The 21,187-nt window shown below is 69.8% G+C and carries 22 protein-coding genes and 1 pseudogene; 14 read left to right on the top strand and 9 right to left on the bottom strand.

Features of this window, described 5'->3' with window-relative positions; translation table 11 throughout:
• Positions 1–1,119, bottom strand: a complete 1,119-nt coding sequence (gene tal / locus ACIA73_RS32010; RefSeq protein WP_399442369.1) for a transaldolase — start codon at positions 1,117–1,119, stop codon at positions 1–3.
• Positions 1,120–1,152: 33 nt separating this feature from the next.
• On the bottom strand, positions 1,153–3,255 hold the full coding sequence (gene tkt / locus ACIA73_RS32005) for a transketolase (protein WP_399442368.1): 2,103 nt from the start codon (positions 3,253–3,255) through the stop codon (positions 1,153–1,155).
• A 419-nt stretch (positions 3,256–3,674) separates the two neighbouring features.
• On the opposite strand from tkt, the gene ACIA73_RS32000 reads away from it, so the two are divergent.
• The 3 genes from ACIA73_RS32000 (at position 3,675) to ACIA73_RS31990 (ending at position 6,305) form a co-directional block, all read left to right on the top strand.
• Positions 3,675–4,628, top strand: coding sequence for a heme o synthase (locus tag ACIA73_RS32000; protein WP_399442367.1), 954 nt, complete (start codon positions 3,675–3,677; stop codon positions 4,626–4,628).
• A 93-nt stretch (positions 4,629–4,721) separates the two neighbouring features.
• Complete coding sequence (locus ACIA73_RS31995) at positions 4,722–5,117, top strand: hypothetical protein (protein WP_399442366.1); 396 nt, start codon at positions 4,722–4,724, stop codon at positions 5,115–5,117.
• An 87-nt stretch (positions 5,118–5,204) separates the two neighbouring features.
• Positions 5,205–6,305 carry an amidohydrolase family protein gene (locus ACIA73_RS31990; RefSeq protein WP_399442365.1) on the top strand — a complete coding sequence of 367 codons (1,101 nt, stop codon included), beginning with the start codon at positions 5,205–5,207 and terminating at the stop codon, positions 6,303–6,305.
• Between the two features lie 120 nt (positions 6,306–6,425).
• On the opposite strand, the gene ACIA73_RS31985 is transcribed toward ACIA73_RS31990, so the two are convergent.
• The 3 genes from ACIA73_RS31985 to ACIA73_RS31975 all read right to left on the bottom strand — a co-directional run bounded on the left by ACIA73_RS31985 (position 6,426) and on the right by ACIA73_RS31975 (position 9,196).
• Positions 6,426–7,397, bottom strand: coding sequence for a heme A synthase (locus ACIA73_RS31985; protein WP_399442364.1), 972 nt, complete (start codon positions 7,395–7,397; stop codon positions 6,426–6,428).
• 99 nt (positions 7,398–7,496) lie between these two features.
• Complete coding sequence (locus tag ACIA73_RS31980) at positions 7,497–8,228, bottom strand: ABC transporter permease (protein ID WP_399442382.1); 732 nt, start codon at positions 8,226–8,228, stop codon at positions 7,497–7,499.
• A 41-nt stretch (positions 8,229–8,269) separates the two neighbouring features.
• Positions 8,270–9,196 (bottom strand): ABC transporter ATP-binding protein, encoded by a 927-nt coding sequence (locus ACIA73_RS31975; protein ID WP_399442363.1) that lies wholly within the window; start codon positions 9,194–9,196, stop codon positions 8,270–8,272.
• Positions 9,197–9,330: 134 nt separating this feature from the next.
• Here ACIA73_RS31975 and ACIA73_RS31970 point away from each other — a divergent pair, with 134 nt between their 5' ends.
• The gene (locus ACIA73_RS31970) at positions 9,331–10,104 is read left to right on the top strand and encodes a formate/nitrite transporter family protein (protein WP_399442362.1); all 774 of its coding nucleotides are present in this window, start codon (positions 9,331–9,333) and stop codon (positions 10,102–10,104) included.
• A 46-nt stretch (positions 10,105–10,150) separates the two neighbouring features.
• Here ACIA73_RS31970 and ACIA73_RS31965 read toward each other — a convergent pair whose 3' ends face one another.
• On the bottom strand, positions 10,151–10,951 hold the full coding sequence (locus ACIA73_RS31965) for an aminoglycoside N(3)-acetyltransferase (RefSeq protein WP_399442361.1): 801 nt from the start codon (positions 10,949–10,951) through the stop codon (positions 10,151–10,153).
• 160 nt (positions 10,952–11,111) lie between these two features.
• Here ACIA73_RS31965 and ACIA73_RS31960 point away from each other — a divergent pair, with 160 nt between their 5' ends.
• Genes ACIA73_RS31960 through ACIA73_RS31925 form a run of 8 tightly spaced genes read left to right on the top strand, consistent with a single transcriptional unit; the run spans position 11,112 to position 17,704 of the window.
• On the top strand, positions 11,112–11,891 hold the full coding sequence (locus ACIA73_RS31960; RefSeq protein WP_399442360.1) for a helix-turn-helix transcriptional regulator: 780 nt from the start codon (positions 11,112–11,114) through the stop codon (positions 11,889–11,891).
• Complete coding sequence (gene sufB, locus ACIA73_RS31955; RefSeq protein ID WP_399442359.1) at positions 11,888–13,312, top strand: Fe-S cluster assembly protein SufB; 1,425 nt, start codon at positions 11,888–11,890, stop codon at positions 13,310–13,312. Before ACIA73_RS31960 ends, sufB begins: the two co-directional genes overlap by 4 nt.
• A gap of 60 nt (positions 13,313–13,372) precedes the next feature.
• Positions 13,373–14,548 carry a Fe-S cluster assembly protein SufD gene (gene sufD / locus ACIA73_RS31950; RefSeq protein WP_399442358.1) on the top strand — a complete coding sequence of 392 codons (1,176 nt, stop codon included), beginning with the start codon at positions 13,373–13,375 and terminating at the stop codon, positions 14,546–14,548.
• Positions 14,548–14,865 (top strand): non-heme iron oxygenase ferredoxin subunit, encoded by a 318-nt coding sequence (locus ACIA73_RS31945; protein ID WP_399442357.1) that lies wholly within the window; start codon positions 14,548–14,550, stop codon positions 14,863–14,865. Before sufD ends, ACIA73_RS31945 begins: the two co-directional genes overlap by 1 nt.
• 7 nt (positions 14,866–14,872) lie before the next feature.
• Entirely contained in the window at positions 14,873–15,637 is a 765-nt protein-coding gene (sufC, locus tag ACIA73_RS31940; protein WP_189821525.1) for a Fe-S cluster assembly ATPase SufC, read from the top strand.
• On the top strand, positions 15,634–16,890 hold the full coding sequence (locus tag ACIA73_RS31935) for a cysteine desulfurase (protein ID WP_399442356.1): 1,257 nt from the start codon (positions 15,634–15,636) through the stop codon (positions 16,888–16,890). The genes sufC and ACIA73_RS31935 overlap by 4 nt, the downstream gene beginning before the upstream one ends.
• A 14-nt stretch (positions 16,891–16,904) precedes the next feature.
• Positions 16,905–17,369, top strand: coding sequence for a Fe-S cluster assembly sulfur transfer protein SufU (sufU, locus tag ACIA73_RS31930; protein WP_399442354.1), 465 nt, complete (start codon positions 16,905–16,907; stop codon positions 17,367–17,369).
• Positions 17,366–17,704: a metal-sulfur cluster assembly factor gene (locus tag ACIA73_RS31925; RefSeq protein WP_362415176.1), complete on the top strand. Its 339-nt coding sequence runs from the start codon at positions 17,366–17,368 to the stop codon at positions 17,702–17,704. Before sufU ends, ACIA73_RS31925 begins: the two co-directional genes overlap by 4 nt.
• Positions 17,705–17,812: 108 nt before the next feature.
• On the opposite strand, the gene ACIA73_RS31920 is transcribed toward ACIA73_RS31925, so the two are convergent.
• Both ACIA73_RS31920 and ACIA73_RS31915 read right to left on the bottom strand, forming a co-directional pair.
• Positions 17,813–18,940: a hypothetical protein gene (locus ACIA73_RS31920; protein WP_399442353.1), complete on the bottom strand. Its 1,128-nt coding sequence runs from the start codon at positions 18,938–18,940 to the stop codon at positions 17,813–17,815.
• Between the two features lie 264 nt (positions 18,941–19,204).
• A complete protein-coding gene (locus ACIA73_RS31915; RefSeq protein ID WP_399442352.1) occupies positions 19,205–19,681 on the bottom strand; it encodes a MarR family winged helix-turn-helix transcriptional regulator in 477 nt (158 codons plus the stop codon).
• A gap of 88 nt (positions 19,682–19,769) precedes the next feature.
• Between ACIA73_RS31915 and ACIA73_RS31910 the strand changes: the two genes are divergently transcribed.
• Positions 19,770–20,228 (top strand): SgcJ/EcaC family oxidoreductase, encoded by a 459-nt coding sequence (locus ACIA73_RS31910; RefSeq protein WP_399442351.1) that lies wholly within the window; start codon positions 19,770–19,772, stop codon positions 20,226–20,228.
• Between the two features lie 89 nt (positions 20,229–20,317).
• Positions 20,318–20,638 carry a DMT family transporter gene (locus tag ACIA73_RS31905; RefSeq protein ID WP_399442350.1) on the top strand — a complete coding sequence of 107 codons (321 nt, stop codon included), beginning with the start codon at positions 20,318–20,320 and terminating at the stop codon, positions 20,636–20,638.
• Here the strand turns inward: ACIA73_RS31905 and ACIA73_RS31900 are convergent.
• Positions 20,616–21,161: pseudogene (locus tag ACIA73_RS31900) on the bottom strand (peroxiredoxin); the annotation flags it as partial. The gene ACIA73_RS31905 and the pseudogene ACIA73_RS31900 sit on opposite strands and share 23 nt — an antisense overlap.
• Positions 21,162–21,187: the final 26 nt, after the last annotated feature.

Raw genomic sequence — 21,187 nt, 5'->3', positions numbered from 1 at the left:
TCAGCCCTTCGCAGGTGCGAGGCGCTTGAGCTCCGCCTCGGTCGACTTGAGCAGGTCGTTCCAGGCGTCCTCGAACTTGTCGACGCCCTCGGTCTCAAGGAGACCCACGACGTCGTCGTACGCGATGCCGAGCTTCTCGACCGCGTCGAGGTCGGCGCGCGCCTGCTCGTAGGTCCCGGCGATGGTGTTGCCGGTGATCTGCCCGTGGTCGGCGGTGGCCTCCAGGGTCGCCTCCGGCATGGTGTTCACCGTGCCGGGCGCGACGAGGTCGTCGACGTAGAGCGTGTCCTTGTACGACGGGTCCTTGACACCGGTCGAGGCCCACAGCGGACGCTGCTTGTTGGCCTGCGCCTTGTCCAGGGCCGCCCAGCGGTCGGAGGAGAAGACCTCCTCGAACGCCTCGTAGGCGAGACGGGCGTTGGCCAGCGCGGCCTTGCCCTTGAGCGCCTTGGCCTCGTCCGTGCCCAGCGCGTCGAGGCGCTTGTCGATCTCGGTGTCCACCCGGGACACGAAGAAGGAGGCCACCGAGTGGATCTTGGAGAGGTCCAGGCCCGCGGCCTTCGCCTTCTCCAGGCCCGCCAGGTAGGCGTCCATGACGAGGCGGTAGCGTTCCAGCGAGAAGATCAGCGTGACGTTGACGCTGATGCCCAGGCCGATGACCTCGGTGATCGCCGGGATGCCGGCCTCGGTCGCCGGGATCTTGATGAGCGTGTTGGGGCGGTCCACCAGCCAGGCGAGCTGCTTGGCCTCGGCGACCGTGGCGCGGGTGTTGTGCGCCAGGCGCGGGTCGACCTCGATGGAGACCCGGCCGTCCTGGCCGTCCGTCGCGTCGAAGACCGGGCGCAGGATGTCGGCGGCGTCCCTCACGTCCGCCGTCGTGATCATGCGGATGGCCTCTTCGACGGTGACCTCACGGGCCGCCAGGTCGGTCAGCTGGACGTCGTAGCCGTCGCCCTGCGAGATCGCCTTCTGGAAGATCGAGGGGTTGGTGGTGACGCCCACGACGTGCTGCTGGTCGATCAGCTCGGCGAGGTTGCCGGAGGTGATCCGCTTGCGCGACAGGTCGTCGAGCCAGATCGCCACGCCCTCGTCGGAGAGGCGCTTGAGTGCGTCTGTCATGAGTTCTGCATCTCCTCAGTAGTTGTACGGGCGTCAGCGCTGAGCGGCGTTGATCGATTCCTTGGCGGCGGCAGCGACTGCCTCGCCGGTGAAACCGAACTCCTTGAAGAGGACCTTGCCGTCCGCCGAGGCACCGAAGTGCTCCAGCGAGACGATCCGGCCCGCGTCGCCCACGAAGCGGTGCCAGGTCAGGCCGATACCGGCCTCGACCGCGACCCGCGCCTTGACGGACGGGGGCAGGACGCTGTCCCGGTACCCCTGCTCCTGCTCCTCGAACCACTCCACACACGGCATCGAGACGACCCGCGTCGGAACGCCCTCGGCCTGCAGCGCCTCGCGCGCCTCGACGGCGAGCTGGACCTCGGAGCCGGTGCCGATCAGCACGACCTGGGCCTCCGCGGACTCGCCATTGGCCGCCTGCGCCTCGAACAGCACGTAGCCGCCCTTGGCCGCGTCCTCGTTGGCGTCGTACGTCGGCACGCCCTGACGGGTCAGCACCAGGCCGTGCGGAGCGCCCTTGCCGAAGACCTTCGTGTAGCGCTTGAGCACCTCGCGCCAGGCGATGGCCGTCTCGTTGGCGTCCGCCGGGCGGACCACGTTCAGGCCCGGGATGGCGCGCAGTGCGGCGATGTGCTCGACCGGCTGGTGGGTCGGGCCGTCCTCGCCGAGACCGACGGAGTCGTGCGTCCAGACGTACGTCACCGGCAGGTGCATCAGCGCGGACAGGCGCACCGCGTTGCGCATGTAGTCGGAGAACACCAGGAAGGTGCCGCCGTAGATACGGGTGTTGCCGTGCAGCGCGATGCCGTTCATCTCGGCGGCCATCGAGTGCTCGCGGATGCCGAAGTGAATGGTGCGGCCGTACGGGTCCGCCTCGGGGAGCGGGTTGCCCTCCGGGAGGAACGACGAGGTCTTGTCGATCGTTGTGTTGTTGGAGCCCGCGAGGTCGGCCGAGCCGCCCCACAGCTCCGGGATGACCGCGCCGAGCGCCTGGAGGACCTTGCCGGAGGCGGCGCGGGTGGCGACACCCTTGCCGGTCTCGAAGACCGGGAGCTTGTCCTCCCAGCCGGCGGGCAGCTCGCCCGCGGCGATGCGGTCGAACTCGGCGGCGCGCTCCGCGTTCGCGGTGCGCCAGGCGGCGAAGCCCTTCTCCCACTCGGCCTTGGCCTCGCGGCCGCGGTCCAGGGCGGCGCGGGTGTGCGCGATGACCGTCTCGGAGACCTCGAAGGTCTGCTCCGGGTCGAAGCCCAGGACGCGCTTGGTGGCCGCGACCTCGTCGTCGCCGAGCGCCGAGCCGTGCGCGGCCTCGGTGTTCTGCGCGTTCGGCGCGGGCCAGGCGATGATCGAGCGCATCGCGATGAACGACGGCTTGTCGGTGACGGCCTTCGCTGCCTCGATGGCGTTGTACAGCGCCTCCGGGTCCAGGTCGCCGTCCGGCTTGGCAGCCACGCGCTGGACGTGCCAGCCGTACGCCTCGTACCGCTTCAGGGTGTCCTCGGAGATCGCCGTCTCCGTGTCGCCCTCGATCGAGATGTGGTTGTCGTCCCACAGCAGGACCAGGTTGCCGAGCTTCTGGTGCCCGGCCATCGAGGACGCCTCCGCGGAGATGCCCTCCTGGAGGCAGCCGTCACCGGCGATGGCGTAGACGAAGTGGTCGAACGGCGACTCGCCCTGGGCGGTCTCCGGGTCGAACAGACCGCGCTCGTAGCGGGCGGCCATCGCCATGCCCACCGCGTTGGCGACACCCTGGCCCAGCGGGCCGGTGGTGGTCTCGACACCGGTGGTGTGCCCGTACTCCGGGTGGCCCGGCGTCTTGGAGCCCCAGGTGCGGAACGCCTTGAGGTCGTCCAGTTCCAGGCCGAATCCGGCCAGGTACAGCTGGATGTAGAGCGTGAGGGACGAGTGGCCCGCGGAAAGGACGAAGCGGTCGCGGCCCGTCCACTCGGCGTCCGCCGGGTCGTGCCGCATCACCTTCTGGAAGAGGGTGTAGGCGGCCGGTGCCAGGCTCATCGCCGTACCCGGATGGCCGTTGCCGACCTTCTGTACGGCATCCGCGGCCAGAACGCGGGCGGTGTCTACGGCCCGCTGGTCCAATTCGGTCCACTCAAGGTCTGTGGTGGTCGGCTTGGTGCTCACCCTGGGTCAGGGCTCCTCTCCACAATGATTTAGGGCCCGGTGACTATTCGCCGCACCGGGGCGCTGTCGAGCCTACCCCCGTAGGAACGTGCGAAATTTCGACTCCACCCGGACTCCCGCGACGTGGACCGCCCGGTAAATGGGGGCCCTTGAAAAGGCACATGCACCAAGAGTGCGGGCGGGGTGGTGAGTCCGCCCGTCGGCGTACTCCAGGCGAACGCATTTCCGTATACATCCGGACACTACTCCTCACCCGTGCGCACACCGGGTGCGCTCCCTCGCCACTCCCCGGTCGGCTCAACACGGGGCACCCCGACGAAGGGCGACGTATGGGCAACGTCTAGAGTGGCGTGGTACGCGCAAGTCTTTACCGGGCCTTCACGCCCGCAGGGGCTTGCTTCAGGAATTCTCTGTCAGGGGTGTGCGTGACGGCCGTCGAGTCCCGACCCGCAGGGGTCGCTTCGACTCCCAGCCCGGGGGGCCATCGGCCGTTCGGAGCACGGGTCAAGGCGTTTGTGGCGCTGACCAAGCCGAGGATCATCGAGCTTCTGCTGATCACCACCGTTCCGGTGATGTTCCTGGCGGAGCAGGGTGTCCCCGATCTGTGGCTGGTGCTGGTGACCTGCTTCGGCGGCTATCTCTCCGCCGGTGGCGCGAATGCGCTGAACATGTACATCGACCGCGACATCGACGCGCTGATGGACCGCACGTCGCAGCGTCCGCTGGTCACCGGGATGGTCAGCCCGGCCGAGTGCCTCGTCTTCGGCATCTCGCTCGCGGTGATCTCCACGCTCTGGTTCGGACTGCTGGTCAACTGGCTGTCCGCCGCGCTCTCGCTGGGCGCACTGCTCTTCTACGTCGTCGTCTACACGATGATCCTGAAGCGCCGCACCGCGCAGAACATCGTCTGGGGCGGCATCGCGGGATGCCTGCCGGTCCTGATCGGCTGGTCCTCGGTGACCAACTCCCTCTCGTGGGCCGCGCTGATCCTCTTCCTGGTCATCTTCTTCTGGACGCCGCCGCACTACTGGCCGCTGTCGATGAAGGTCAAGGACGACTACGCCCGCGCGGGTGTGCCCATGCTGCCGGTGGTGGCCGGCAACAAGGCGGTCGCCAAGCAGATCGTGCTCTACAGCTGGGTGATGGTCGCCGTCTCGCTGCTGCTCCAGCCGCTCGGCTACACGGGCTGGTTCTACACCGCGGTCGCGGCCGTCACCGGCGGCTGGTGGCTCTGGGAGGCGCACGGCCTGCAGAACCGGGCCAAGGCCGAGGTCACGGGCGCCAAGCTCAAGGAGATGCGGCTGTTCCACTGGTCGATCACCTATGTGTCGCTGCTCTTCGTGGCGGTCGCCGTGGACCCCTTCCTGCGCTAGCGGTCGGTATGTCGCCCGACGGGCGGGACACGTGGTCAAGGCCACGTGTCCCGCCCGTCGCGCATTGGGCTACTCGTCGGTAGCATCCTGCTCATGGCAGACACCAAGCAGGCAGAGCAGGTCGCGGGCGCCCCGGTCGCCAGTGGTTCGGGCGCCGTGAAGTCGGCCGAGCGCAGGACGGTCAAGCTCGCCAAGCAGATCAGCACCTTCGCCGGGCAGCACGGCGGCGCCGAGGGCCAGCTCGCCTACATCGGGCAGCGCGGCACCCGGATCGTCCTGGTCGGCGACGACGGCGCCTGGGGCGATCTGGTGGCCCCGACGTACGACGTGGCGAAGGCCGCCACCGAGAAGGCCGGGATCACCGTCCACGAGGACTTCGACGGGGACTTCGCGGCCAAGGTCGAGACCGGCCCGTACGAGTGGAAGCGGATGGCCGGGATCCAGATCGGCGGCGGCGCGCAGAAGCCGTCGCGTACGGCCGGTCAGTAGCAGGCACCGGGAGCGGGCAGCCGTGCCCGGCGGGCGGGCTCACCCGTTAGGCCCTGTGGAAGCGTCACGTCCACGCAGGGAGCCCGCATGTTCGTCACCCCGTCGTCCCTGGTGGACCAGTACTGCCACGGGGTGCTCCGCACCGAGCTGGGCCTCGGCACCTTCGAGGCCCACCTCGGCCGCACTCCCGCGCCGCCCGCGCCCGGCACCACCTTCTTCGACACCCAGACCGGCTTCGCGGTACGCCGCTGGTGCCCGCCGCTGCTGGGCCTGGAGCCGCACTGCCCGCCCGCCCGGTACCTGGCCAGGCGCCGGGAACTGGGCGGCCCGGCGGCCGGACGGCTGCTGCTGCGCGGCACCGGGATCGCCACCTATCTGGTCGACACCGGGATCCCGGGCGACCTGATGGGACCGGTCGAGCTGGCGGCGGCCGGGGACGCGGAGGCGCGGGAGATCGTACGGCTGGAGCTGCTGGCCGAGCAGATCGCCGACACCTCGGGGACCGCGGAGCAGTTCCTCGCCAATCTGGGCGAGGCGATGCACTCGGCGACCTCGACGGCGGTGGCGTTCACGTCGGTCGCGGGGGTACGGCACGGGCTGGCGCTCGCCGCGCATCCACCGGGCCCCGGAGAGGTGCGCGGGGCGGCGGGGCGGTGGCTGGCCGGACGCAGGGCGGGGGGCCGGCTGACCGATCCGGTACTGCTGCGGCATCTGCTCTGGAGTGCGGTGAGCTGCGGGCTGCCGATCCAGCTGCATGTGGCGGGGGAGCCGGAGCAGTTGAGCGAGTTCGCGGCGTCCAGCGTGGGGCTCGGCGCCGATCTGGTGCTGCTGCACGGCTATCCGTACCACCGGCACGCGGCCCATCTGGCGAGCGTCTTCCCGCATGTGTACGCCGACCTGGGGCCCGCGCTGGCACACACCGGGGCGCGGGCGCCGGACGTACTGGCGGAGGTGCTGGAGTCGGTGCCGTTCGGGAAGCTGCTGTTCTCCAGCGGGGCACGCGGCCTGCCCGAGCTGCATGTGGTGGGGGCGCAGGTGTTCCGGGCGGCGCTGGGCCGGGTGCTCGGCGGCTGGGTGGCCGACGGGGCGTGGTCCAAGGCGGACGCCGAACGGGTGGCGGGGCTGATCGCGGCGGGCAACGCCCGCCGCGTCTACCGTCTCGCCGGGGCCGGCGCGGAGACCGGCTGAGGGTACGTGGGAGGCGGCGGGGTCCGGACTTCCCGCGGGCTCGGACTTCCCGCGGGCTCAGGCTCCCCGCGGGTTTCGGACTTCCGCGCGGGTTCTGACTCCCGCGCGGGCCGAGCGGGTTCAGACTCCCGCGGAGACCGAGGTGTCGGACTGGGCGGGGATCTCCACGCTCTCCACGGCCCGCTCGCGCAGGCTGAGGACGAGCCGGACCACCGCGATCCACAGGAACGCCGAGCCGAGCATGTGCAGGCCGACCAGGATCTCCGGCACGCCGGTGAAGTACTGGACGTAACCGATACCGCCCTGTGCCAGCAGCACCAGCAGCAGGTCGCGGGCGCGCGCCTTGGTGTCGTCGGGGGCGTCGACCATCCGCAGCACCAGCCACATCGCGATCGCCAGCGCGCAGACCACCCAGGCGGCGATGGCGTGCAGATGAGCGGCGGCGGTCCAGTCCCACGGCATCCGCGGTACTTCGCTCTTGTCGCCCGCGTGCTTGCCCGAACCGGTCACCGAGGTGCCGAGGACGATCAGGACCACCGTGACGGCGGCGGTCGCCAGCGCCAGTTTGCGGACCGGACCGGGAACCCGCGGCTTCGGCGGGGCGTCGCCCTCGCCGGTGCGCACCCAGACCACGGTCGCGATGGTCAGCAGGACGTTGGCGAGGAGGAAGTGGCCCGCCACGGTCCAGGGGTTGAGGCCCATCCACACCGTGATGCCACCGATGACGGCGTTGCACATCACGAGCCAGAACATGGACCAGGCGAGGCGGGTCAGCCCGATCCGGCGCGGCTTCACCGACCGTACGGCGATGATCGCCAGACCAACGGCCGCGCACAGCACGTACGTCAGCATCCGGTTGCCGAACTCGACGAATCCGTGGAAGCCCTGTTCGGGCGTCACGAACAGGCTGTCGCTGGTGCACTTGGGCCAGGTGTCGCAGCCGAGGCCGGAGCCCGTCAGCCGGACCGCGCCGCCGGTCACGATGATGAAGACGCTCATCACGACGGCCGTGAGCGCGGCGCGCCGCAGGGCGCGGGGGGTCGGAGTCCATCGCTGGGCGATGAGAGCGAGGGGTGTCAACACGGCAACCATCGTAGGCGGACGCTTGTGCAGGATTTCACGAGGGGGGTGGCGGCGGCCTGTGATGTCACTCCCAGTTGGCCCCCTTTGCTGGTCAGGGGCCGGGGGGAGTTACTCCCAGCGGAAGAACCTCGCCGCCGCGCCGAGGCCCAGGACGGCCCACACCGCGAGGATCCCGAGATTCCCCCAAGGCATCGAGGCACCGTGCTGGAGCACGTCGCGCAACCCGTCGGAGAGCGCCGAGATCGGCAGCAGACCCAGGACCGACTGGACCGCGTCCGGGAACTTCTCCAGCGGCACGATGACGCCGCCGCCGACCAGCAGCAGCAGGAACACCAGGTTCGCGGCGGCGAGTGTCGCCTCCGCCTTGAGGGTGCCCGCCATCAGCAGCCCGAGCCCGGAGAAGGCCGCCGTGCCGAGGACCAGCAGGAGCAGCACCGAGAACGGGCTGCCCTGCGGCGACCAGCCGAGACCGAGGGCGATCGCGGTCAGCAGCACCACCTGCAACACCTCGGTGACCAGCACCGACAGGGTCTTCGCGGTCATCAGCGCCCAGCGGGGCAGCGGCGAGGTGCCGAGCCGCTTGAGTACTCCGTACCGCCGCTCGAAACCGGTCGCGATGGCCTGGCCGGTGAAGGCGGTGGACATCACGGCGAGGGCGAGGACGCCGGGGGCGAGGAAGTCGACGGACTTGCCTGTTCCGTTCGGTGACACAGGCACGGTGATGATGTCGACGGCCGAGAAGAGGACCAGCAGCAGCGCCGGGATGATCACGGTGAGCAGCAACTGCTCGCCGTTGCGCAGCAGCATCCTCGTTTCGAGCGCGGTCTGCGCACCGATCATCCGGCCGAGCGGCGCCGCTCCCGGCTTCGGGGCGTAAGTACTCACGGGCGCAGATCCTTACCGGTCAGCTCAAGGAAGACGTCTTCGAGGGTGCGGCGCTCGACCGAGATGCCGTCCGGCATCACGCCGTGCTGGGCGCACCAGGAGGTGACGGTGGCGAGCAGCTGTGGGTCGATCTTTCCGCCGATGCGGTACGTCCCGGGGATCAGCTCCTCGGCGACGGTGTCGGCGGGCAGCGCCTTGAGGAGGGACGCCAGGTCCAGGCCGGGGCGGCCGGTGAAGCGCAGGGTGTTCTCGGCGCCGCCCCGGCAGAGGCCGGCGGGGGCGCCCTGGGCGATGACCTTGCCGGAGTCGACGATGACGACGTCGTCGGCGAGCTGTTCGGCCTCGTCCATGAAGTGGGTGGTGAGAATGACGCTCACCCCGTCGGTGCGCAGTTCCCGGACCAGGTCCCAGGTGGAGCGGCGGGCGTGCGGGTCCAGGCCCGCGGTCGGCTCGTCCAGGAAGACCAGCTCGGGGCGGCCGACCACGGCCATCGCGAGTGCGAGCCGCTGCTGCTGTCCGCCGGACAGCCTGCGGTAGGCCGTACGGCCGCAACTGGCGAGCCCCAGGCGGTCGATGAGGGCGTCCACGTCCAGCGGGTGGGCGTGCAGCTTGGCCATGTGGCGCAGCATCTCGTCGGCCCGTGCCCCGGAGTAGACGCCTCCGGACTGGAGCATCACGCCGATGCGGGGGCGCAGCTTCGCCGCGTCCGCGATCGGGTCGAGGCCCAGGACACGTACGGTGCCGGCGTCCGGCTTCCGGTAGCCCTCGCAGGTCTCGACGGTGGTGGTCTTGCCGGCGCCGTTGGGGCCGAGGACTGCGGTGACGGTGCCTGCGGCGACGGTCAGATCGAGGCCGTCCACCGCGGTCCTGGATCCGTACCGCTTGACCAGGCCGGTGACCTGGACGACGGGCTCGTGTGACATGGGAGCGAGTCTAGGCGGCGGCCCGGGCGGGCCGGGCAGGGGGCGGAGGTCCCGGTCGGGCAGGGGCCGGAGGCCTTGCGGCAGGTGACTTTTCCGGTCAGGAAGGGGCCAGGGACGGTCGTAGCGTCAACAAGGTGATCAGCATCGCGGAGAACGTCGAGGAGACCGCCCGGCAGGCCGTGCACAAGGCGCACGGGCTGGGACGACCCTCCGGCTACCTGGTCTCCGCGCTGCTGGCCGGCGCGTACATCGCGGTCGGCGAGGTGCTGCTGCTGACCGCCGTCTCGCCGCTGGCCGCGGCGGGCTCGCCGTGGGTGCGGCTGGTGGAGGGCGCGGTGTTCCCGATCGCGCTGACGCTGGTGATGTGCACGGGAGCGCAGCTGTTCACCTCCAATGTGCTGGTGATGCTGGTGGGAGCGTTCACCGGCCGGACGGGACGGCGGGCGCTGGTCGGCACCTGGGCGCTGTGCCTCGTCGGCAATCTGCTCGGCGCCCTCGGTCTGGCCGCCATGGCGCACGCCTCCGGGGTGAGCGCCGCGCCGGCCGCCCGCGCGATGCTGCACGAGATGCTGACGGCCAAGAACGCCCTCGACGGCGGGCAGCTCTTCTGGCGGGCCGTGCTGTGCAACCTGCTGGTCTGCCTCGGGGTGTGGATGTACTTCCGGATGCGCGGCGAGGTCGCCAAGATCCTGGTGCTGTGGCTGCCGGTGCTGGTGTTCGTCGCGGCGGGCTTCGAGCACTGCGTCGCGGACATGGCGCTGTACGCCCTCGGCCTCTTCGAGGGCTTCGCCGCGCCCGGCGAACTCCTGCGGAACCTGGTGTTCACGGTGCCGGGGAACATCGTGGGCGGCGGGCTGCTGGTGGGCGGGCTCAACTGGTACGTGGGCGGAGCGGCCCGCGCCGGGTGAGACGGCCCCGCCCGCGGCGCCCGTCGGGTCCCGGCCCCGGCGTCCGTCAGCTCCGGGGCCGGTGGAGCGGCAGCCACCCCTCGGCGTACGCCACCGCCTCGGCCAGCGGGAACAGCAGGGCCCGTGCGCCGCCCACCCCTCCCCGTACGACCGCACACTCCTTCTCGTACGCGGCCCCCAGCTCCTCGAAGCCCTCGTCGCTGATCGAGGTGTCCCGCACCGTCAGCCACGTCCGCCCCTGCGGTGTCATGGCCGGGAAGGAGTTGTCGACCAGCGGCGAGGAGGTGCGGTACTCGGCCAGGTGGAAGGCGGTGCAGGAGCCGAAGCCCGCGCCGAGCAGCAGCACCCGCGCCCCCGCCTCCTCCAGCCGGGCCAGCGGGCTGCGCTCACCGAGCCGGCAGTCCGGGGCGTGCCCCTCGGTGAGGGCCGACGCGCCCGGGCCGATCGCCGCGAAGGAAGTCTGCGGATGGGCGCTGCGCAGGGCGCCGGGCCAGGTGCGTACCGCCTCGGGAATCACCCCGATGCCCCGGGACGGAGCGGTCGCCGGGTCGTACACCGGCATGGCGGCCCGGATTCTCGGCCACCACTGCTCGGGCACCGGCGGGTGCTGCCACCCGGCGGGATCCGAGTACTGGCCCGAGTGTGCGGGGACGGCCAGGGTTCCCGCCGGTCCGAGCGCGTCCAGCAGCGCCTCGACGACGGCGACCCGCCCGCCGCAGACCAGCCCCAGCGAGCTGAGCGAGGAATGCACCAGGAGGGTTTCGCCGGGGCGTACGCCCAGGTCACGCAGGTCGGCGGCGAGGGAGTCGCGGGTGCACAAAGGGGACCGGGAGGGCGTTGTCGGCATGGTCGTGGAGTCTCCCGCAGCGGGCCCGGCGGCGCCTCCGGGTTTCCCGCCAGTGATCGTTTCCGCAGGTCAGCTTAGGTATGCCTAAGTGACGCAGTGCACCGATCTTGATTCCCGGCCCGGGTTGTCAGGCTCTGAGGAATTACGCAACAATGGCGTTGTGAAATACGTTGGCGAGGTCCCGCAAGAGGACGCGGCAACCGGTGAGCGGTCCACCCGCAACCGGGTCGCGCGCTCCATCCTGGACCACGGCCCGTCCACGGTCGCCGATCTGGCGAAGCGCCTCGGCCTCACCCAGGCCGCAGTGCGCCGCCACCTCGACGCCCTGGCCGGGGACGAGGTGGTCGAGGCGAAGGAGCAGCGCGTCTACGGCGCCCGTACGCGCGGCAGGCCCGCCAAGGTCTTCGCGCTCACCGACTGCGGCCGGGACGCCTTCGACCAGTCCTACGACAAGCTCGCGGCCGACGCGCTCACCTGGATCTCCAGGGCGGCCGGCGGCGGGGAGCAGGGGGAGGCGGCCGTCACCGCGTTCGCCCGCGCCCGTATCGCCGCCCAGGCCGAGGCCTACCGCGAGGCCGTCGAGGCAGCACCCCCAGAGCAGCGCACCGAGGCTCTGGCAAGGGCCCTGAGCGCCGACGGGTACGCTGCTACGGCGCGAAGCGCACCGGTCGGAGAGCAGCTGTGCCAGCACCACTGCCCTGTCGCCCACGTCGCCGAACAGTTCCCGCAGCTCTGCGAGGCGGAGACCGAGGTCTTCTCCGCACTGCTCGGGACCCATGTCCAGCGGCTGGCCACCATCGCCCACGGCGACGGGGTCTGCACGACGTACATCCCGAAGACCAGTCACACCAGCACCAGTGACCTCAGTACCAGTCACACCAGCACCAGCCAGACCAGTCATTCAGCATCAGCAAGCACGGCCGGGAGGAACCCCGCATGACTCTCCCTATCGAGGAGACTGCCCACCCCGAACTTGAGGGCCTGGGTACGTACGAATTCGGCTGGGCCGACCCCGACGTTGCCGGCGCGGCAGCCAAGCGAGGCCTGTCCGAGGCTGTCGTCCGCGACATCTCGGCGAAGAAGAACGAGCCCGAGTGGATGCTGAAGCTGCGTCTCAAGGGCCTGAAGCTCTTCGGTAAGAAGCCCATGCCCAACTGGGGCTCCGACCTCTCCGGCATCGACTTCGACAACATCAAGTACTTCGTGCGGTCCACGGAGAAGCAGGCCCAGTCGTGGGAGGACCTGCCCGAGGACATCAAGAACACGTACGACAAGCTCGGCATCCCGGAGGCGGAGAAGCAGCGCCTGGTGGCGGGCGTCGCGGCCCAGTACGAGTCCGAGGTCGTCTACCACCAGATCAACGAGGAGCTGGAGGCGCAGGGTGTCATCTTCATGGACACCGACACCGCGCTGAAGGAGCACCCGGAGCTCTTCCAGGAGTACTTCGGCACCGTCATCCCGGTCGGCGACAACAAGTTCGCGTCGCTGAACTCGGCCGTGTGGTCCGGCGGTTCGTTCATCTACGTGCCGAAGGGCGTGCACGTCGAGATCCCGCTCCAGGCCTACTTCCGTATCAACACGGAGAACATGGGCCAGTTCGAGCGGACGCTGATCATCGTCGACGAGGACGCCTACGTCCACTACGTCGAGGGCTGCACCGCGCCGATCTACTCCTCGGACTCGCTGCACTCCGCCGTGGTCGAGATCATCGTGAAGAAGGGCGGCCGCTGCCGCTACACGACGATCCAGAACTGGTCGAACAACGTCTACAACCTGGTCACCAAGCGCGCCGTGGCGTACGAGGGCGCGACCATGGAGTGGGTCGACGGCAACATCGGCTCCAAGGTCACCATGAAGTACCCGGCCGTCTACCTGATGGGCGAGCACGCCAAGGGCGAGACCCTTTCCATCGCCTTCGCGGGCGAGGGCCAGCACCAGGACGCCGGCGCCAAGATGGTGCACATGGCGCCGAACACGTCGTCCAACATCGTGTCGAAGTCCGTGGCGCGTGGCGGCGGCCGTACGTCCTACCGCGGTCTCATCGAGATCGGCGAGGGCGCACCGGGCTCCAAGTCCAACGTGCTCTGCGACGCGCTGCTCGTCGACACCATCTCCCGCTCGGACACCTACCCCTATGTGGACGTCCGCGAGGACGACGTGTCCATGGGCCACGAGGCGACCGTCTCCAAGGTCTCCGAGGACCAGCTCTTCTACCTGATGAGCCGTGGCATGACCGAGTTCGAGGCGATGGCGATGATCGTGCGCGGCTTCGTCGAGCCGATCGCCAAGGAGCTCCCGATGGAGTACGCCCTGGAGCTCAACCGGCTGATCGAGCTGCAGATGGAGGGTTCGGTCGGCTGACCGAACGCCCTGTTAGCAGCAACCGACTTCTTGATCCAGAGAGAGAGCGCTACGACAGCCATGGCTGAGGCTCAGAACATCCCGGTGGGCTCCACCACCGCCGGTTCCATCGCGGTCGCGGCGGAGTCCACCGTCGCCACCCGCATGAGTGCGCCGCCGTCCTTCGACGTGGCGGACTTCCCGGTGCCGCACGGCCGCGAGGAGGAGTGGCGGTTCACCCCGCTCGCCCGTCTGCGCGGTCTGCACGACGGCACCGCCGAGGCCGGCGGCGTCCTCACCGTCCAGGTCGAGGCCCCCGAGGGCGTCACCGTCGAGACGGTGGACCGTGACGACGCCCGCCTCGGCAAGGCCACCCCGGTGGACCGGGTCGCGGCCCAGGCGTACTCCTCCTTCGAGAAGGCCTCGGTCGTCTCGGTGCCCAAGGAGCAGGTCCTGACCGAGCCGATCCGCATCTCGGTGCACGGCGAGGGCGGCACGGCGTACGGCCACCAGGTCGTCGAGCTCGGCGCCTTCGCCGAGGCCGTCGTGGTCATCGACCACACCGGCGACGCCACCTTCGCGGCCAATGTGGACTACCTCCTCGGCGACGGCGCCAAGCTGACCGTGGTCTCCGTCCAGGACTGGGACGACAAGGCCGTCCACGTCGCCCAGCACAACGCGCTGGTCGGCCGCGACGCCTCCTTCAAGTCGGTCGTCGTCACCTTCGGCGGCGACGTGGTCCGCCTGCACCCCCGCGTCGAGTACACCGGAACGGGCGGCTCCGCCGAGCTGTTCGGCCTGTACTTCACCGACCAGGGGCAGCACCAGGAGCACCGCCTCCTGGTCGACCACAACGTCCCGCACTGCAAGTCGAACGTGGCCTACAAGGGCGCGCTCCAGGGCCAGGACGCGCACGCCGTATGGATCGGCGACGTCCTGATCCAGGCAGCCGCCGAGGGCACCGACTCGTACGAGATGAACCGCAACCTGGTGCTGACCGACGGCGCGCGCGTCGACTCGGTCCCCAACCTGGAGATCGAGACCGGCGAGATCGCCGGAGCGGGCCACGCCTCGGCGACCGGCCGCTTCGACGACGAGCAGCTCTTCTATCTCCAGTCGCGCGGCATCCCCGAGGGTGAGGCCCGTCGTCTGGTCGTTCGCGGCTTCTTCGCCGAGCTGGTCCAGCAGATCGGCGTCGACGACGTCGAGGAGCGCCTGCTCGCGAAGATCGACGAGGAGCTGGAGGCTTCCGTCTGATGGCGTTCGTGAAGGTGGCCGCGCTGAGCGAGCTGGAGACCGACACCCCCAAGCGGGTCGAGGTCGACGGCACGCCGGTGTCGCTCGTCCACACCGAGGGCGAAGTCTTCGCGATCAACGACATCTGCTCGCACGCGAACGTCTCGCTGTCGGAGGGGGAGGTGGAGGACTGTGCGATCGAGTGCTGGTTGCACGGCTCCAGCTTCGACCTCCGTACCGGCAAGCCGTCCGGTCTTCCCGCGACGCGCCCCGTCCCCGTTTACCCCGTAAAGATCGAAGGGGACGATGTGCTCGTCTCCGTCACCCAGGAGTCCTGAGTACCCCATGGCAACGCTTGAAATCCGCGACCTGCACGTCTCCGTCGATGTCGAGAACGGCACCAAGGAGATCCTCAAGGGCGTCGACCTGACCGTGAAGCAGGGCGAGACCCACGCCATCATGGGCCCCAACGGCTCCGGCAAGTCCACCCTCGCTTACTCGATCGCGGGTCACCCCAAGTACACGATCACCAGCGGCACCGTCACGCTCGACGGCGAGGACGTCCTGGAGATGTCCGTCGACGAGCGCGCCCGCGCCGGCATGTTCCTGGCCATGCAGTACCCGGTCGAGGTTCCCGGCGTCTCGGTGTCCAACTTCCTGCGTACCTCGGCCACCGCGCTGCGCGGCGAGGCCCCCAAGCTGCGTACCTGGGTGAAGGAGGTCAAGTCCGCGATGGAGCAGCTCCAGATGGACCCGTCCTTCGCCGAGCGCAACGTCAACGAGGGCTTCTCCGGTGGTGAGAAGAAGCGTCACGAGATCCTCCAGATGGAGCTCATGAAGCCGAAGATCGCCATCCTCGACGAGACCGACTCCGGTCTGGACGTCGACGCCCTGCGTCAGGTGTCCGACGGCGTCAACCGCGTCCGCGAGACCGGCGAGGTCGGCACCCTGCTGATCACGCACTACACGCGCATCCTGCGCTACATCAAGCCCGACTTCGTGCACGTCTTCTCGGCGGGCAAGATCGTCGAGTCCGGCGGCCCCGAGCTCGCCGACCAGCTTGAGGCCGAGGGCTACGAGAAGTACACGAAGGGTGGCGCAGCCGCGTGACACACCTGCCGGGCCTCCTCGACACGGATGCGATCCGCAAGGACTTCCCCCTGCTGGACCGCATCGTCCACGGGGACAAGAAGATCGTTTACCTGGACTCCGCCGCGACCTCCCAGAAGCCGCGCCAGGTGCTCGACGCACTCAACGAGTACTACGAGCGGCACAACGCCAATGTGCACCGCGGTGTGTACACGGTCGCCGAGGAGGCCACGGCGCTGTACGAGGGCGCTCGCGACAAGGTCGCGGCCTTCATCAACGCGCCGAGCCGCGACGAGGTCATCTTCACCAAGAACGCCTCGGAGTCGCTCAACCTCGTCGCCAACATGCTCGGCTGGGCCGATGAGCCCTACCGCGTGGACCGTGACACCGAGATCGTCATCACCGAGATGGAGCACCACTCCAACATCGTCCCGTGGCAGCTGCTCTCGCAGCGCACCGGCGCGAAGCTGAAGTGGTTCGGTCTCACCGACGACGGCCGCCTCGACCTGTCGAACATCGACGAGATCATCACCGAGAAGACGAAGATCGTCTCCTTCACGCTGGTCTCCAACCTGCTCGGCACGGTCAACCCGGTCGAGACGATCGTCCGCCGCGCCCAGCAGGTCGGCGCGATGGTCTGCATCGACGCCTCGCAGGCCGCGCCGCACATGGTGCTGGACGTGCAGGCCCTCCAGGCCGACTTCGTGGCCTTCACCGGCCACAAGATGGTCGGCCCGACGGGCATCGGTGTGCTCTGGGGCCGCCAGGAGCTGCTTGAGGACCTGCCGCCGTTCCTCGGCGGTGGCGAGATGATCGAGACCGTGTCGATGCACTCCTCGACGTACGCCCCGGCGCCGCACAAGTTCGAGGCGGGTACGCCCCCGATCGCCCAGGCCGTCGGCCTCGGTGCGGCCGTGGACTACCTCTCGGCGATCGGCATGGAGAACATCGCGCGCCACGAGCACGCCATCACCGAGTACGCGGTCAAGCGGCTGCTCGAAGTCCCCGACCTGCGGATCATCGGCCCGGCGACGGCCGAGGACCGCGGCGCCGCGATCTCCTTCACGCTCGGCGACATCCACCCGCACGACGTGGGCCAGGTCCTCGACGAGGAGGGCATCGCGGTCCGGGTCGGCCACCACTGCGCACGCCCGGTCTGCCTGCGGTACGGAATTCCCGCGACCACGCGAGCGTCTTTCTATCTGTACTCCACGCCGGGTGAGGTCGACGCGCTGGTCGACGGCCTGGAGCACGTACGGAATTTCTTCGGGTAGGCGGGTAGCGAACTGTGAAGCTGGATTCGATGTACCAGGACGTGATCCTGGACCACTACAAGCACCCGCACGGCCGCGGGCTGCGCGACGGCGACGCCGAGGTGCACCACGTCAACCCGACCTGCGGCGACGAGATCACGCTGCGCGTCAAGTACGACGGGGAGCGCATCGAGGACGTCAGCTACGAGGGGCAGGGCTGCTCGATCAGCCAGGCCAGCGCCTCGGTGCTGAACGACCTCCTCGTCGGCAAGGAGCTCAGCGACGCGCAGAAGATCCAGGAGACCTTCCTGGAGCTGATGCAGTCCAAGGGCGCGGTCGAGCCGGACGACGCGATGGAAGAGATCCTGGAGGACGCGGTCGCGTTCGCCGGGGTGTCCAAGTTCCCGGCGCGGGTCAAGTGCGCGCTGCTGAGCTGGATGGCATGGAAGGACGCGACCGCCCAGGCTTTGGGCGACGGCGCCAAGAAGGAGACGGCATGAGTGACAACGAGACCCTGACCACCAAGCCGGCCTCCGAAGAAGAGGTCCGCGAAGCCCTGTACGACGTGGTCGACCCCGAGCTGGGCATCGACGTCGTCAACCTCGGCCTCATCTACGGCGTACACGTCGACGACGCCAACATCGCGACCATCGACATGACGCTCACCTCGGCGGCCTGCCCGCTGACCGACGTCATCGAGGACCAGGCGAAGTCGGCCACCGAGGGCATCGTCAACGAGCTCAAGATCAACTGGGTCTGGATGCCGCCGTGGGGCCCGGACAAGATCACCGACGACGGCCGCGAGCAGCTGCGGGCGCTGGGCTTCAACGTCTGAGTTCCGCTGTGCATGTACGACGGTGCCCCCGGCGCCCTCCTCAGGAGGAGCGCCGGGGGCACCGTCGTGTCCGGGCGTCGTGTCCAGGCGTCGAGTCCGGGCGGTACGTCAGTACTGCGGCGGCCCGTACGCCGCCTCCGTCAGGGCCGGCGCGAGGTTCTCCCTGCGGATGCGCTGGTCCACGTAGAGCAGGCCGGTGGCGAGCTGGGGGAAGAAGGTCACCAGGATCTGGCTGACGAAGCCGCCGAGCATGGTGATCAGCAGATAGCCGCCCATGGAGACGAAGATCTGGATCGCCTCCGCCTCCTGGCTCGCGGCGGGGTCGGCATCCATGGAGGGGAACATCGAGAACATCCCCAGGAAGCCGAACGGCAGCTGGATGAGGTAGCCGGCGACCATCGCCATCGCCCACACCAGCAGGGTGATTCCGAAGATCCGCCACCACGAGCCCCTGACCAGTTGGGCCGAGCGCCGCAGCGCCTGAACCGGCCCGGCGGTCTCGAAGACCGCGACGGCCGGAGCCAGGCTGAACAGCACCCAGACCCAGATCGCCAGCGGGCCCAGCACCAGCGCACCCAGCAGCCCCACCGCGGCCAGCACCCAGGCCGTATCACCGCTCTCGCGTGCCAGCACGGTGACCAGCAGGGCCACATATCCGGTCATCAGCAGCGCCATCACCACGAAGGTGATCACCCAGGGCACCAGCAGCACCCCGAGCACCGAGGGCATCCGGCGGACCGACCGGCTCCACACCGCGCCGAAGGTGGTCCGGCGGCCGAGCACCGCCTCCTGGAGCACCACGGGGGAGGCGGCCTGGGTCAGCGCCGTGGCCAGCAGCATGCACACCGTGCCGGCCAGCGCGACGCCACCGAAGGTGAGGGCGATGGTGCCGAAGAGGTCCCACGGCGGCTCGGGGTCGTCCGCGCGGATCGACCGCTCGATGCCCCTGAACTCGTCGGTGAGCGAGGAGACGGCGAGGGCCACGGCGCCGCCGGTGAGCAGCGCGGCCAGCCCGTACACCAGGGCGGCCAGGCCGATGAGCTGCTTCCAGTGGCGGCCGAAGGCCGAGAAGGTGCCGCCCAGGATGTCGCCGACGGAGAGCGGGCGCAGCGGTATCGCCCCGGGCTTGGGCGCCTGGGGCGGTGGCGCCCAACCGCCCTGCCGGCCCGGGGGGCCTGGCGGTCCTGGAGGGCCGGGCGGGGGGCTTCCGTAGGGTCCGCCCGAGAAGTGGCTCACTGTGACTCCGTGGTGTTTGTGGTGTTCGTGGTGTGTGAGGTTCAGGTGGGTGAGGGGCGGCCCACCGTAGCCGGGTTCCCGGGGGCGGCGGAACGGTGTGTGACGGGGACGCTGTGCCACAGGGGCGGCGCCGGGTGTTCTGATCCTGACGGGAGCGTCCTGTCGACCGGTACGGCGACGGGGTGGCGGCCAAGTACCAGGAGCGGCCGGAGTGGAAGAAGGCGCGGGCGGTCACCTTCACGGTGACCGAGTGAGGTGAGTGGCTCAGGGGGTGCGGGCCTTGCCCGTGATCTCCGCCGCGGCCTCCTGGAGTGCCGGGGTGGCCGCCGCGAAGTAGCGCTGGAGGACGCGTAGTTCATCGGTGTCGAAGGTGTCGAGCACCTCGCCCAGCCGTCGGCGTACCGGCCCCAGTGACCGCTGCTGCTCCTCCTCGGTCAGTGGCACCGCCTCCACCAGTACCCGCCGCCGGTCGGCCGGGTCGGGGGTGCGGCGGGCCCAGTCGTTGCGGACCAGGCGGTCGACCAGCCGGGTGGTGGCGCTCTGCGAGAGGCCGACCCGGGCGGCGAGGGCACCGGTGGTGAGCGGGCCGGACTGCTCCAGGGCATTCAGCGCGTGGAAGTCGGTGGGGTTCTGGCCGAGTGCGTCGGCGGCGCGCTGACCGCTGAGAGTCATGGCGGTGAAGTAGGTCCGGTAGCCGGCCGCCAGCCCCCGGAACACCTCTGCGCGGTCGGAGTCGGTCATGGGTCTCCTCGCCTCTTGCCCAATGTTTGCGTGTCTGCATATATTGCATGTGTGCAAGTAATCGTAACCCACTCCTGAGGAGGAAGCCATGACCACCACCGCCGCGGAAGCAGAGTCCGCCGTCCGCGCCCACTTCGAGCGGAACCGGCTCGCCTGGGCCGACACCGGCGCCTACGGTGCGACCTTCACCGAGGACGCCGACTACGTCACCTTCTACGGCGGCCGGATGCGGGGCCGCAGGGGCATCGAAGAGGGGCATCGCGGCCTGTTCGAGGGCGTGTTGAAGGGGTCCCGGCTGTGGTCGTCCGTCGACAGCGTGGTCCTGCTCGCCCCGGACGTCGCCCTGGTCCACTCCCGCGGCGGCGTGCTCAAGGGCAAGCGGGCCGAGCCGTCCGCGCGGGCGCTCTCCGTGCAGACGTACGTCATGGTGCGCGGCGGGGACGGCCAGTGGCTGATCCGCTCCTTCCAGAACACCCGCTACCGCCCGCGCGTCGAGGCCTTCAGCAACCGGCTGGCCAAGTTCGCCCCGAAGCCCGGGCAGGGGTGACGGGGAGAGGGGCAGGGATCGGGGGTGACGCGAGCAGGGATGCCGGAGAGGCGGGGGATAGCTGCGTAGGGCACGCGTACGCTCGGCGGATGCCCTACGTTCTGCTTGCCGCGGCCATCGCGGCGGAGGTGGCGGGTACCACCGCCATGAAATACAGCGAAGGCTTCACCAGGCTCTGGCCTTCCGTGATCACCGTCCTCGGCTATCTGCTGGCCTTCGGCCTGTTGGCCCAGACCCTCAAGACCATGTCGGTCGGCACCGCCTATGCGATCTGGGCCGGGGTCGGCACGGCCGCCGTCGCCTGCATCGGGATGCTCTTCCTCGGCGAGTCGGCCAGTGCGGTAAAACTCGCGGGCATCGTGCTCGTCATCGGCGGGGTGGTGCTGCTCAACCTCGGCGGGGCGCACTGAGGGCCCGGGTCCGGACCAGCACCGCCGCCAGGGCCCTGCGCACACTCTCCTCGACATCGCCGTCCGCCGGGATCACCTCGTGGATCGTGCGGTCCCGGTCGACCACCAGGGTCAGCCGGCGCAGCCGCGTCACCCCGGCCACGTCGAAGACCGGCAGGTCCAGGGCGGTGGCCAGGGTGAGGTCCGCGTCGGACAGCAGGGGAAAGCGCAGCCGCTCCTTCTCCGCGAACGCCCGCTGCTCGTGCGGGGGTTGGGTCGAGACGCCGTGCACGGCCGCACCCGCCGCGCGGAACTCGGCGAGCTGGTCGCGATAGGCGCAGGACTGGCGGGTGCACCCGGTCGCCCCCGGAATCCCGGCCCAGCCCGCCGGATAGGCGGCTCGGCGGGCGTACGCGCCGGGAAGGAAATACAGGACGGTGTACGGGGTGTCCGCCGCGACCGGGTCGCGCGGTGCGCCCCCGTGGTCCCGCAGGCGGAGGTCCGGAATCCGGGTGCCCGGCAGGGCGCGTACCCGGTCCTGCTCTGCTGCCGTACTGCTCATCCGTGCCG

It is taken from the genome of Streptomyces sp. NPDC051561 (assembly GCF_044454195.1).
Taxonomy (GTDB): Bacteria; Actinomycetota; Actinomycetes; order Streptomycetales; family Streptomycetaceae; genus Streptomyces.
The sequence above is the reverse complement of the archived record's forward strand: the minus strand, read 5'-3'. Positions and strand labels throughout refer to the sequence as shown.